This is a genomic window from Rhizobium sp. GW821-FHT14E12 (genome assembly GCF_058803745.1).
Genome location: NZ_JBXAPH010000002.1, coordinates 112,980 through 126,308, shown reverse-complemented (window position 1 = coordinate 126,308; position 13,329 = coordinate 112,980). Strand labels below are relative to the sequence as shown.

11 protein-coding genes are annotated in these 13,329 nt (G+C 61.7%); 3 read left to right on the top strand and 8 right to left on the bottom strand.

Annotation, left to right across the window (positions count from 1 at the left end):
- Positions 1 to 6: 6 nt before the first annotated feature.
- The 5 genes from AC1RO0_RS08745 to AC1RO0_RS08725 are packed head-to-tail and all read right to left on the bottom strand — an operon-like array spanning position 7 to position 5,120.
- Positions 7 to 1,245, bottom strand: coding sequence for an SfnB family sulfur acquisition oxidoreductase (locus AC1RO0_RS08745; protein WP_498592514.1), 1,239 nt, complete (start codon positions 1,243 to 1,245; stop codon positions 7 to 9).
- A gap of 15 nt (positions 1,246 to 1,260) precedes the next feature.
- Positions 1,261 to 2,520 carry an SfnB family sulfur acquisition oxidoreductase gene (locus AC1RO0_RS08740; protein WP_498592513.1) on the bottom strand — a complete coding sequence of 420 codons (1,260 nt, stop codon included), beginning with the start codon at positions 2,518 to 2,520 and terminating at the stop codon, positions 1,261 to 1,263.
- Positions 2,521 to 2,540: 20 nt separating this feature from the next.
- Complete coding sequence (locus AC1RO0_RS08735; RefSeq protein WP_498592512.1) at positions 2,541 to 3,194, bottom strand: methionine ABC transporter permease; 654 nt, start codon at positions 3,192 to 3,194, stop codon at positions 2,541 to 2,543.
- Entirely contained in the window at positions 3,175 to 4,329 is a 1,155-nt protein-coding gene (locus AC1RO0_RS08730; protein ID WP_498592511.1) for a methionine ABC transporter ATP-binding protein, read from the bottom strand. The genes AC1RO0_RS08735 and AC1RO0_RS08730 overlap by 20 nt, the downstream gene beginning before the upstream one ends.
- Complete coding sequence (locus AC1RO0_RS08725) at positions 4,317 to 5,120, bottom strand: MetQ/NlpA family ABC transporter substrate-binding protein (RefSeq protein WP_498592510.1); 804 nt, start codon at positions 5,118 to 5,120, stop codon at positions 4,317 to 4,319. Before AC1RO0_RS08725 ends, AC1RO0_RS08730 begins: the two co-directional genes overlap by 13 nt.
- 439 nt (positions 5,121 to 5,559) lie before the next feature.
- On the opposite strand from AC1RO0_RS08725, the gene AC1RO0_RS08720 reads away from it, so the two are divergent.
- Entirely contained in the window at positions 5,560 to 7,257 is a 1,698-nt protein-coding gene (locus AC1RO0_RS08720; RefSeq protein WP_498592509.1) for a phospholipase D-like domain-containing protein, read from the top strand.
- 85 nt (positions 7,258 to 7,342) lie between these two features.
- The gene (locus AC1RO0_RS08715) at positions 7,343 to 8,254 is read left to right on the top strand and encodes an acetamidase/formamidase family protein (RefSeq protein ID WP_498592508.1); all 912 of its coding nucleotides are present in this window, start codon (positions 7,343 to 7,345) and stop codon (positions 8,252 to 8,254) included.
- 19 nt (positions 8,255 to 8,273) lie between these two features.
- On the opposite strand, the gene AC1RO0_RS08710 is transcribed toward AC1RO0_RS08715, so the two are convergent.
- Together AC1RO0_RS08710 and AC1RO0_RS08705 are read right to left on the bottom strand one after the other, a co-directional pair.
- Positions 8,274 to 10,019: a cation:proton antiporter domain-containing protein gene (locus AC1RO0_RS08710; RefSeq protein ID WP_498592507.1), complete on the bottom strand. Its 1,746-nt coding sequence runs from the start codon at positions 10,017 to 10,019 to the stop codon at positions 8,274 to 8,276.
- Positions 10,020 to 10,169: 150 nt separating this feature from the next.
- Positions 10,170 to 11,216, bottom strand: a complete 1,047-nt coding sequence (locus tag AC1RO0_RS08705; protein WP_498592506.1) for an NAD(P)-dependent alcohol dehydrogenase — start codon at positions 11,214 to 11,216, stop codon at positions 10,170 to 10,172.
- 277 nt (positions 11,217 to 11,493) lie between these two features.
- Between AC1RO0_RS08705 and AC1RO0_RS08700 the strand changes: the two genes are divergently transcribed.
- Positions 11,494 to 11,631, top strand: a complete 138-nt coding sequence (locus AC1RO0_RS08700; protein WP_007694332.1) for a hypothetical protein — start codon at positions 11,494 to 11,496, stop codon at positions 11,629 to 11,631.
- A gap of 39 nt (positions 11,632 to 11,670) precedes the next feature.
- Here AC1RO0_RS08700 and AC1RO0_RS08695 read toward each other — a convergent pair whose 3' ends face one another.
- Positions 11,671 to 13,134: a DHA2 family efflux MFS transporter permease subunit gene (locus AC1RO0_RS08695; RefSeq protein WP_498592505.1), complete on the bottom strand. Its 1,464-nt coding sequence runs from the start codon at positions 13,132 to 13,134 to the stop codon at positions 11,671 to 11,673.
- Between the last annotated feature and the right edge of the window lie 195 nt (positions 13,135 to 13,329).

The window sequence follows — 13,329 nt, the reverse complement described above, 5'->3', positions numbered from 1 at the left end:
GATGACCTAGATCGCGCCATGGCGCGGCGGCAGCTTGCCGTTCAGATAGTAGTTGCCAACCGCCTGATATTTCCAACGCACCGGATCATGCAACGTGTGTGTCCGCACATTGCGCCAGTAACGGTCGAGATTGTCCTCCGCCAGCGTCGAGGACGTGCCGGACAATTCGAACAGCTTGTTGGCGGCGAGCAGTCCGGCCTTCGTCGCCAGGATTTTCGCTTCCGCCACGGCGATCGAGGCGCGCGCTACGCTCTCTTCCGTCATAACGGCCTGCGCGGCATCGACCTCCGCCGCAGCGCGATCAAGCAGCGCCTGTGCCGCGCGCAACCGTATCCAGACATTGCCGACCTGATGCAGCGTCAGCGGATCATCAGTGGCGCGATCCACCTTGGCATCCAGCCAGGGACGAGCGCGCTCGCGGATGAAGCGAAGCATTTCCTGATAAGCCCCGAAGCCGATGCCGAGATCAATGGCCGCATGCATGATCTGCGCAAACGGCCCGATGGTCGTCGGCCGTTCGAAAGAAGTCTGGAACGGCACAACCCATTCCGGTTCCACCCTGACCCGTTCGAACAACACAGTGCCGCTGCCCGTCACACGCTGCCCGAAACCATCCCAGTCGTCATGGATGGTGACGCCCGGCGCATTGCGGGGAACAAAGGCGAGATAGGTGACGGGAGCCCCCTCATCCTCAGCTACGACGAGGGTGGGAATCCAATGGGCATAGATCGCGCCGGTGCAATAGAACTTCTTTCCATCGACATACCAGCCGCCAGGGTCGCGCACGAGCCGGGTACGACGCTTGAAATCGCGCTGACCGATTTCGGCGAGTGCATTGCCCAGCCGGTCGCCGGCCAGCACGCGCTCGTAGAAGAAAGCCTTCTGTTCCGCGCTCCCGCCAACGCGAAGCACTTCCAGCGCGTAATAATGGTTCTGCGGAATCTGCGACAGCGAGCCGTCGGCAGCCCCGATGGTGACGATCGTCTGCGCGACGGTCTTTGCCGAGACGCCGGCGCCGCCATATTCGCGGGGAACGGTGATCCCCCAGAGACCACTGGTGCTGTACTGATCGAGTTCCGCCCAGGGCAGAAGCCGCTCGCTGTCACGCGACGAGGCAGTCGTTGCAAAATCGGCGGTGAGCCGCGCGGCGACATCGAGCGCCTGCGCGTCGTCGCGGATGATATCAGCCGGGCGGCTGGGTGGTGGCGCAGGCGAAGCCGGCGTGGGTGAGTTGATGTCGGTCATGTCGCTTTCGCGCTCCTAATTCCACTGATGACGGGCGGGAAAGACGCCGTTGAGCTGGTAGCTGCCAAGCAGGTGATATTTCCAGCGCACCGGATCATGCAGCGTATGCACCCGCGCATTGCGCCAATGCCGGTCGAGATTGTGCCCGGCGCGGGTTGCGGCCGAGCCCGCTAGATCGAACAGCTTCTCGGTCGCCTCCAGAGCGATCTCCGTCGTCAGGATCTTCGCTTCGGCAACCGCTGCCGACGCCCGCGCGCTCGATGCCTCGGTGATCGGCGCACGCGCCACCTCGTCCAGCACTTCGCCGGCGGCGTAGAGCAATGCCTGGGCTGCATGGAGTTCAGTATAGAGATGGCCGATCTCATGAATGATGGTCGGGTCGTCGCTTGCCGATTGCAGGCCGGAATCCATCCAGGGGCGGGCATAGTCCTTGACGAAAGCGACCGTGTCCTCGATGGCGGCTCTGGCGATACCGGCATCGATCGCCACCTGAATGAGCTGCGAGACTGGACCGGTGATGCCCGGACGGTCGGCAAGCTGCCAGACGGGAAAGACCTGTTCGCTGCCGATCGCGACGTCGCTGAATTCCACCGTGCCACTGGCGGTCGTCCGCTGACCGAAGGAGGACCAATCGTCGATGACATTGACGCCGGTCGCGTCATAAGGCGCCCAGACCTGAACCGGGCGGTCCTGATCGTCGACGGCGCGAGTCGGGATCCAGTGCGCGAAAATCGCTCCCGTCGAATAGAAGCGCCGACCGGTGAGCCTCAGCCCGTCGGGCGTCTGACGCAGTCTCGTCGTGCTGACATTGACGGCATTGCGGCCGCGTTCCGGCCCGGCATTGCCAATGCGGTGGCCCCGGAGGATATCGCCGTAAAAACGGCGCTTCTGCTCTTCCGTACCGACCTCGCGCAACAGCGACAACACGCCGAACTGGTTCTGCGGGATCTGCCCGAGCGCCGGATCGGCCGCACAGAGGATCTCGAAAACTTTGGCAAGCGTGACATGGGAAACTTCAGCGCCGCCATAGGCGTTCGGGACGGTGATGCCGCCGAGACCACTTTCGGTATAGAGATCGATCTCCTCCCAGGGGAGCCGCCGTTCGCGATCGCGGTCGGACGCCCCAGCCCGGAATTTCTCGGCCAAAGCCTCGGCGGCCTTGATCGCCTGATCGTCGGTTTCGATCAGGCGCGGCGGCCAGGGTGGCGCCGGCCGGCGCGGCTCCGTCGTTTCGGTGGATATAATATTCGAGCCCGTGGGGTAGGCATCGGTCATGCAAAACTCCTGAGAAATCGTCAGCGCGCCCGCAGGCGGCTAACGGCATAGTCGCCGGTGAACTGCACGAGGCAGACCAGCGCGATGAGAACGACGATGACCATGGCCATCACGGTCGTGTCGTAACGTTGATAGCCGTAGCGGATCGCCATGTCGCCAAGGCCGCCGGCACCGATGGCGCCCGCCATGGCCGAGGCGCCGATCATGCTGACGATGGTGATGGTGAAGCCGCCGACGATGCCGGGCAGCGCCTCCGGCAGGAGCACATGGCGGACGATGTGCCAGCGGCGGCAACCGATCGCCTGCGCCGCCTCGATCAACCCGCCATCGACCTCGCGCAGGCTGACTTCGGCAATGCGCGCGAAAAACGGCGTAGCGCTGATGGACAGCGGCACGATCGCCGCCCAGACGCCGATCGTGGTGCCGGTCAGCAACCGCGTCAACGGCAAGAGGGCGACCAGAAGCACGATGAAGGGCGTGGCACGGAACCCATTGATAAGCGCCGCCAGCAGCCGGTTGAGGCGCGGCGCATGGATAAGGCCATCCGGCCCCGACAACACCAGGAACACCGCCAGCGGAATGCCGATAGCAAGGGCGAAGACGGCGGATATGCCGACCATGACGATGGTGTCAAGCAATGCCTGCCACAGGCGTTCATACATCAACGTCGACATAGCCCAATATCCTTGTTTCATGCGCTAGACCTTCGAGCCCCGGCAGTCCACGGCCTTCCGGTCGGCGCGTGGCGAGCAGCAGCCGGCCGTGAACATGGCCGTCGATCCGGTCGAGCGAGCTTTGCAACAGCCGCACCGGCGCGCCGATGGCAGCGGCAATGGCGGCAATATCCGGTTCCAAGCCGCCCTCGCCCGTATAGGACAGCGCGATGATCGCATCCTCGCGGCGGGCTGGATCGGCCTCCAGCCGCAGGCGACGCGCCACGTCCTCGGGGATATCGCGATGCAGCGGCTGCAGCAGCGCGCGAGTGGCGGCATGTTGCGGATTGCCGAAGACGCGCCAGACCGGGCCGGATTCGACCATCTGTCCTTGCTCCAGAACGACGACATGATCGCAGATTTCGCGGATGACGCTCATCTCATGGGTGATCAGAACGATGGTGAGGTTGAGGCGGCGATTGATATCCTTCAGCAACTGCAGGATCGACAGCGTCGTCTCGGGATCGAGCGCTGATGTCGCCTCGTCGCAGAGCAGGATTTCCGGATGATGGACCAGGGCGCGGGCGATGCCGACGCGCTGCTTCTGCCCGCCGGACAGGCGTGAGGGATAGGTGTCGCGCTTGTCCTCAAGCCCGACCAGCGCCAGAACCTCGGCAACGCGCTCCTCGATCTGGCGGCGCGGCACGCCGGCCACGATCAGCGGCAACGCGACATTGCCCCACACGGTCTTGGCCGACAGCAAATTAAAATGCTGGAAGATCATGCCGACGCGGCGGCGGAGCGCCACCAGCGCATCCTCGTCATATCCGCTAATATCCTTGCCATCGACAAGAACACGTCCGCTTGTCGGCTTCTCCAACCGGTTGATCGTCCTGAGCAGGCTTGACTTGCCGGCGCCGCTGCGCCCGATAATGCCGTAGATCGCACCCGCCGGTATATCCAGGCTGATGTCCCGCAGCGCCTGTACCGACCCAGCCGAAGACGTATAGGTCTTGCCGATCGCTTCGAAGACGACGGAACCCGGGCGTTGCCCGGGCTCGGCGCCCTGCTCCTCGATCACCGTCTGGCTGCGCTCCGCGCGCGGAACGGGCCAGACAGTGGCCGGAGCGATATCGCTGTCGATCATGGCAGCCATGGCAGCGTGTAGAGCTTGTTGTCGGCGCCGAAAGCCTTGTGGATTGCGTCGCGAACCGCCGTGGAATTCTGGTAGAGGGCAACCAGTTCCTTCAGCGCCGGATTGTCCGCCTTGTCCTTGCGCACGGCAAAGACGATCGCGAACTGCTTGTCATCAACGCCGGAATACAGCAGTCCGGAAGACGGATCGAAGGTCTTGGCGGCAACGATGAAATGCGGATAGCCCTGCGCCAGATCGACGTCCCCGGTCACGCGTGCAAGCTGCGGACCTTCGATTTCCTTGAAGGTCAGCTTCTTCGGGTTGTCGGTGATGTCATCCAGCGTACCCTTGAAACCGACGCCGTCGCGCAGCTTGATGAGGCCGGCCTTCTGCAACAGCAGCAGACCACGGCCCTGGTTGACCGGGTCATTGGCGATGGCGACGGTGCCGCCTTCGGGAATGCTGGCGAAATCCTTATGCTTCAGCGAGTAGAGGCCGATATTGGCGAGCACGCCCTGGCCGACGCTGGTAAAATCATAGCCGCGCTCCTTGATCGCATTGTCGAGGAAGGGCTTGTGCTGGAAATAATTGACGTCGATATCGCCCGACTGTAGCGCGACATTCGGCGTCGTCCAGTCGCTGAACTCGACGATCTCAATATCCAGCCCCTTGGCCTTGGCCTCCGGAACCAGCGCCTCGATGGAATCGGCATAAACACCGGGCACGACACCAACCTTCAGCGTTTCGGCGAAGGCCTGGGTGGAAAGCAGCAGAGCGGCAGCCGCAAACAGGTTTGCGATGGTAAGTTTCATCTATGTCCCCTCAATCGAAATGGGTAAGCCAACGCTCCCTCGATGAGGATGATCATAAAGACGATAGTTTTTATGCACAAAACGTGCCGTGCCAGAATCCGGAAGCACTGGGCAAATTTATTCCGCGCTGCGGCATATCGGCGAAAAGTTTGCCGCCTATGGTTTGGACGACGCCTCCGCAGCGGCGTGGCGAAGGCGAGACACGGGCAAAACATATCCCGCCATTTCGATGCGAGCATTCATCCGGTTGTTATGGTACAAGACTATCTTCGCTATAAAGATGTACTGCTCTTTCGTCGTGCTTCGCATGAGAGTTGATGTGCAGTCCGATCCGGTTTGCGTCCGGCTTTCGCCCCGCAGCCCCCGGCGTCCTTAGGGGACGTACGATCCTCAAAGGCGCATCGACCTCCGGCGACTGGACCATTTGGGGGGATGAGACATGCGGGTTACAGCGGCAAGTTCGGTTCTGCGTGCCCGGGCAATTGCGGGAACCTATGTGGTCATCCTGGCCTGGGATTTCGTCGCCGGGCAGGACGCCAAGAAAACCGGGCTGATGGGTTTCGCCATTCAGCGCGAGGAGCTGAAGGACGGCGCGGTTGTCGAGCGATACTGGATGACCGGCATCAAGCGCTTCAAGGACAAGGATAAAGGCTTGCCGCCGGGGACGCCCGTCAGCACGGCGGAGCATCCGGTGCAAAGCTTCCAATGGGCCGACTATACGGCGGAAACCGATCACACCTACCGCTACCAGATCGTCCCGGTCTACGGCACGGTGAAGATGCTGCAGCTCGACACCGCCTCGGCCGTCACCCTCGAAATCGCGACCGAGCTGGAATATCTGCTCAATCCCGACAAGAGAAACGACGAAGCGCGCCATGACGTTTACTTCAATCGCGGCGTGATCGGCTCGCAGGCCTATGCCCGCCGTTTCGGCAATCGCATGCCGGATGCCGACAATCCCATGGCCGAGGAAATGGTCTGGCTGTCGCGCGGGCTCTTCGAGGCGCTCATCAAGTTCATCGGCCTTGCCGAGGATCACCGCTTCGGGCTGCGCGCGGCGCTCTATGAGTTCCACTATCAGCCGGTCGCGAATGCTTTTGCCAAGGCGGTGGAAGCCGGCGCCGACGTGAAGATCGTCTTCGATGACGAGAAGACCTACAAGGCCGCGAACGAAGCGGTCATCCACAATGCCCGGCTCGACGAGATGAAGGTGGTCGTCCCGCGAACCGTGACCGAGGGCATCCGCCACAACAAGTTCATCATCCTGCTTGAGGACGAAAAGCCGATCGCGGTCTGGACGGGATCGACGAATATTTCCGATGGCGGCATCTTCGGCCACTCGAATGTCGGCCACATCGTCTGGAGTCCGGCGATAGCCGAGACCTATCTCGAATACTGGACGCTGCTGTCGCAGAACCTGACGCCGACCAAATTGCGACCGAAAAATCGCGCGCTGACGCCGCTGCCTCCTGGCCGCACCCAGCCAAACAGCGTTACGCCGGTGTTCAGCGCCCGCGACGAGAGAGACAGCAGCGAATCCCTGCAATGGTATGCCGACCGGATGGGCGAGGCGCAGGAGATTTCCTGCATCACGCTCGCCTTCAACCTCGACAAGGTCTTCAGCAAGGTGATCGCTCAGGACAATGACGTGCTGCGCTATATCGTCAAGGATGACGATCTCGGCGACGGCGAGATCATCGGACGCGATCGAGATGTTCTGTTCGCCGCCGGGGGACGGCTGGAGACCGGTGCGCTGGCAAACTTTCTGGCCGAGCGCGACAATCCCCTCAACAGCAACGACTATATCCATGACAAGTTCATGCTGGTTGACCCCTTGAGCAACGATCCGCTCGTCGTCAGCGGCTCGGCGAATTTCAGCCAACCCTCGCAGCGCATCAATGACGAAAACATGATCGTGGTCCGCGGCGATACGCGTGTCGCCGATATTTATTTCGGCGAATTCCTGCGCATTTTCGATCATCATTACGCCCGCTATGTCGTCAAGAAACTCACCGATGCCAACAAGCTGGATCCGGATGCCGGATATTTGAAGGCGAACCCCGACGACTGGCTGCGCGGCCAGTTCGACGAACGGAGCTACAAGGCCAAGCGCCGGAGGTATTTCGTCGGGCCATGAGGAATTGCGCCCATTCCGCTCTTTTCACAGGGACTAAACCCAGCCTAGGTTAGGAAGACCGAACTCAAGACAAGGCTGACGCCCCATGGCAACGCATCGCTTCGTTTCGACCGCCTATCACAATGTCATCGGCTCCCTCACCCCGGCATTGCGCATCACCGATGGCGACACCGTCATCACCGAAACGCTCGATGCCGCCGGCTATGACAAGGACGACGTTCGGCAGGCCCCAGGAGGCAATCCGATGAACGGACCGATCTTCGTCGAAGGCGCCGAACCAGGCGACTCCCTCAAGGTCGAAATCCTCGGCATGATACCGACACGCGATACGGGTTTCACCCGCAGCGTCGTCGCCGGCAATGTCGTCGATCCCTGGGACATCAGGACATTGCCGGCAGGCGATAAGGCAATCTGGCAGATCAATCGTGAAGCATTGACGGCCCGGCTTACCGAGCCGGTTGCCGGTCTGGAGGCTTTCGTGCTGCCGCTGTCGCCGATGATCGGCTGCTTTGGCGTTGCCCCTTCCCTCGGCCAGGCCATTTCGACTGCCACCAGCGGCGAATTCGGTGGCAACATGGATTATCGCCTGCTCGGCCCCGGCACGACGATCTGGTTTCCGGTCTCCGCGCCCGGCGCGCTTTTCTTCCTTGGCGACTGCCACGCGGTACAGGGTGATGGCGAGATCGTCGGCACCGGCATCGAGACCACCTTCGAAGTGACGGTGCGGCTCAGCATCGAGAAAAAGAAGACTATCATCTGGCCGCGCGGTGAGACTGCGGACGATATTTTCACCATCGGCAATGCCCGACCGCTTGACCAGGCGCTACAGCATGCGACCAGCGAAATGCTGCGCTGGCTTGGCGCCGACTATGGCCTCGACAAGACCGCCGCCAGCCACTTGCTCGGCCAAGTCGTGCGCTACGACGTCGGCAATGTCTTCGACCCGGCCTATACGATGGCCTGCCGCGTTTCCAAGAGCTGGCTGACGCGGCGTTGAGCCCACTCGGCGAAGTCGACTAACCAGCGTCGCGCGATTGGTCCCGCCTCTGGTTGCGGGAGACGTTCATCTCCTGCCGTTCCTGCGCCAGGCTGCTGACGGCGGCGCGCAGTTGCGGGTGGCGGGACATGAACAGGTTGAAATCGCGACGTTCCAGAACAAGGAACTGGCAGAAATCGACGGCGACCACATCGGCGGTTCGGCGAGCGCCGGTCAAGACTGCCATTTCACCGAAGAAGGAGCCTGCGGCGAGCGGGATCTCCTCATCCTCAAGCTGCACTTCGACCGCGCCTGACGCCACGAAGAACATGCTGTCGCCCCGGTCACCGGTGCGGATGACGCGATCGCCCGGCAATGCCGACCGTGGCCGGAAGAGCAGCAGGAGCTCTTCCTGCGCACCATCGTCGAGCTCGGCAAACATGGGGAAGGTCTCGATCAGTTGCTCGATTTCGAGATGATGCTGCCGATCCCGCTCTTCGCGCTGCTCACTGATAACGGCCAGTTCACGATACAGGCTATCATGCTTCGCCATGCCGTAATTGGCAGCGAAGGCCGGCCATCGGGAAGAGATCCATGCCTCCAGCCTCCCGGTGCCGGCGAAAACCAGCTGATTGAGCGTGATCGACAAAATCGCGCCGGCAAGGATCAGATCCTGCCCCTCGCGCGGCAGCAGCCCCAGCGAAACGCCAAGGCCCGCCAGGATGAAGGAAAACTCGCCGATCTGGGCAAGTCCGGCAGCGACGGCAAGGCCCATGCTGACAGGATAGCGCAGCAACACCACCACAAAAAAAGCGATCAGCGCTTTCCCAATAATGATGAGGGCGAGCACGCCGATGATCATCAGCGGTTCGCGCACCAGCACCGAGGGATCGAAGAGCATGCCGACGGAGACGAAGAACAGCACCGAAAAGGCATTCTGCAACGGCAGGGAATCGGCCGCCGCCCTGTGGCTGAGATGGGACTCACTCATGATCAGGCCTGCGAAGAACGCGCCGAGCGCAAAGGAAACGCCGAATATCTCCGCCGCGCCGAAGGCAATACCGAGCGCGATCGCCAGAACGGACAGGGTGAAGAGCTCACGCGAACCGGTGCGCGCCACGGAGGTCAGCAGCCACGGAACGACCTTAGGGCCGATGAAGATCGCCACGGCGGCAAATGCGGCCACCTTGAGAAGCGTGATGCCGATGGTCAGCCAGATCGACCCTGTGGCGGCATGGCCACCCGCATCGGCATGTCCCCCGAGCGCCCCGGCAAAGGCCGGCAGCAGCACGAGTGCCAGCACCATCGCCAGATCCTCGACGATCAGCCAACCGACGGCGACGCGCCCATTGGTCGAACTGACCAGATTGCGCTCTTCCAGCGCCTTTAGAAGCACGACGGTGCTGGCGACGGCAAGGCTCAGGCCGAGAACGAGGCCGGCGCCGATGCCCCAACCCCACAGCGAGGCCAGGCCAATGCCCAGAAGCGTGGCGATGGCGATCTGACCGATGGCGCCGGGAATGGCGACACCGCGCACGGCGAGCAGATCAGCCGCCGAAAAATGCAGGCCGACCCCGAACATCAGGAGAATGACGCCGATCTCGGCCAATTGCGAAGCGAGCGCCATGTCGGCGACAAAGCCCGGCGTCGCCGAACCGATCATGACACCGGCGACAAGGTATCCGACCAGCGGCGGCAGGTGCAGCCGGTCGGCGAGGTAGCCAAAAATGGCGGCAAAGCCGAAACCGGCGGCAATCAATGCTATCAATGCGACGTCGTGCGGCACCGCGGCCCTTCCCGTTTTCCGGCGTTGCCGCCGTGTCCCAACTGTTGCGCGCTACGCTAGCATCGCATTTACGGGGACGTCTACGGGATGATGTGAAACAAAAGGCAAACTGCCGCCTCGCCGAAACGAGGCGGCGGTGCAAGCAGGTTCCTACTGATCAAGAACGATCTGTAGCTTGACGTCGCTCGGGCGTGCTTCCACGGCACGATCGAAGGCTTCGATCGATTGCTCGAATGGGAAGGTCTCCGAGATCAGCGGCTTCAGGTCGACACGGCCGGAGGCGATCAGCGCGATCGAGCGCTCATATTGATGAGCATAGCGGAAGACTGTCTCGATGCGGACCTCCTTCGTCGAGGCGGTCGAGACATCGAAGCCGACCGGGGCGACCGGCAGGCCTACGGCGACGATGACGCCGCCCGGGCGCGGCAGCTCCATGACGGTTTCCCATGCCTTCGGCGAACCGGAGCATTCGAAGACGACGTCCGCGCCCCAACCGTCGGTCAGGCGCTTGACCTCCTCGATCAGGTTCTTCTCGCGGATATTGACAGGGATCACGCCCTGATACTGTGCGGCGATGTCGAGCTTCGGCTGGGCAAGGTCGGCAACGATGGCGCGGGCACAGCCGCCGGCAAGCGCCGCGATCGCCACCATGGTGCCAATCGGGCCGGCGCCGAGCACGACGGCGGTATCCCCGGGCGTGATCTTCGCCTTGGCCGCCGCCTGCATGCCGACCGCGAAAGGCTCGACCATCGCGCCCTCGGCGAAGCTGACATTGTCCGGCAGCTTGAAGGTATAATTGGCCGGATGCACGACGAAGGGCGTCAGCACGCCATGGATCGGCGGTGTCGCCCAGAAGGTGACGGCAGGATCGACATTGTACATGCCGAGGCGGCTCGCCTTTGAATTGGCGTCGGGAATACCCGGCTCCATGCAGACGCGGTCGCCGATCTTCAGATGCGAAACACCCGCGCCGATCTCAACCACCGTGCCGGCCGCCTCGTGCCCGAGCACCATCGGCTCATTGACGATGAATGGGCCGATGCGGCCATGGGTGTAATAATGCACATCCGACCCGCAGACGCCGACCGTGTGGATCTTGATCTTCACCTCGCCCGGCCCGACCTCCTGCTGCAGGTCGATATCGCGCAGCGCCAACTCATGCTGACGCTCCAGTACCAGGGCACGCACCTTGCTCATCACGTCTTTCCTCTTTCAGAAGTCAACTTCCGCCCCCGCATGGCCGCAAGGACATCCTCGTTCGTTATATAGCCACGACTGGCATCACAAAATGACCTTTCCGCGAAAACCAGACCAATTTGGCGCAATACAAGGGAAAATGGCGCGAACCGCCCATCAGTATATTAATATTAGAATATCATTTTAAAGAGACGTCCCAGAACTAATCATATTGGCAATATTGACTAGCGCTCCATTTCTTGCCCTTTTAGCAGTTACGGAACAGGAGGACGCTCAGATGGTATATGACTGGACCGGCCAGCGCACCCGCCGGACGAAGGTGCTGCGCGCAGCAAGCATCGCACTATTCCTTCTTTTTTTGATCACAGTTCCCGTTTTACTGCTGCATTACAACTTCATCCAATATCCTTATTGAGTCGCCGGACGGCGATTGCCTTCTGCTAGTCGCTGTTGATCACGCAGCCCTTTTCGCGCTCGGCTTCGGCTTGCGCGAGACGTTATCCCCAGCTTTCGGATCAAGTGGCAGGCAATCGAGAACGGCCAAGAGGGCGATGACGCCGAGCATGAGGAACGCCAGGCGAAATTCGATGGCGGTGATCCCGCCCATGCCGAGCGGCGCGCTGATGGCCTGGCCGATGCGGATGCCGATGGCGCCGACCGCGATCCCCATCCCCATGGTCAATTGAAAGGCCGTGCTGAACAGCGTGTTGGCGCCCGTCATCTGCTTCGGTGGAATGTCCGCGAAGGCGATGGTGTTCAGCGCCGTGAAATGCATCGAGCGGAGCATGCCACCGATGAACAGCACGGGGATGATGAACCAGATCGGCGTATCCGGAGAAAACAACGCACAGGCGGCGATGAAGATCGCATTGAGGATACCGTTGACGATCAACACCGGCTTGAAACCGAAGCGCCGCAGGATCGGCGTCGTACCCGGCTTCATCGCCAGATTGCCGGCAAAGACCGCCAGCGTCAGCATGCCGGCATGAAAAGCGCTCAGCCCGAAGCCGACCTGGAACATCAGCGGCAGCAGGAAAGGCACCGCGCCGATCGCGGTGCGAAACAGCGAGCCGCCCCAGATCGTCACGGCAAAGGTCGGTAGCTTCAATCCGGAGAGATCGATCAGCGGATGCTCGCTTCTGCGGAAATGGACTATAGAGACGGCAAGCAGCACAAAGCCGGTAATGACATAGGCCCAGGCTTCCAGCCAGACCGGATCGGGACGGCCGATCAATTCCAGCCCATACATCAGGCTCGCCAGGCCGAAACCGCTGATGACGAAGCCGATCCAGTCGAAGGGCGGCCTAGCTGCGCTCTTGGTTTCCGGGATCAATATAAGCGCAAAGATGAACGCCACGATGCCAAGTGGCAGGTTGAGGTAGAAAATCCAGCGCCAGCTCGCATGGTCGGTGATGAAGCCACCAAGCGGCGGCCCCAGAATAGGCGCCACCAGCGCCGGCCAGGTGATCGTTGCAATCGCCGAGATCAACTGGTCTTTCGGCGTGTTGTTGAGGACCACGAGCCGGCCGACCGGCACCATCATCGCGCCGCCGATACCCTGCAGGATCCGCATGGCGACGAAAGAACCGACACCGTTGGCCAGACCGCAAAGGACGGAGGCGAGCGTGAAGATGACGACAGCCGTGGTAAACACCAAGCGCGCGCCGAACCGGTCGCTAATCCAGCCGCTGATCGGGATGAAGATGCCGAGCGTCAGGAGATAGGCGCTCATGCCGATATTGAGATCGACCGGCCGGGCGCCAAAGGACGCGGCCATCTGCGGCAGGGCGGTGGCGATAACGGTGCCATCGAGGTTTTCCATGAAGAAGGCGCCGGCCACGAGCAGCGCAATCAGCAGCGGCCGGGAGCCGGACGCCTGCACTGCATCTTCCCGCTTGCGCGTGGACATATCATTCATTCCAAAACTGCTCCGAATCCGCCTCTTACCCCCGATCATCTAAACGGTTTCTCGCCGGTTCCGATAGGCTGAAATCGTCACACCATTCGATGAAGCGATCACATTTCGCTTAATCACCGGATCAGAATTTGATCGCAACGCCCTGCCCCATCGTCCTCGTTTATCGAGCAATCCGGGCATGGCCGTGCCAGTAGG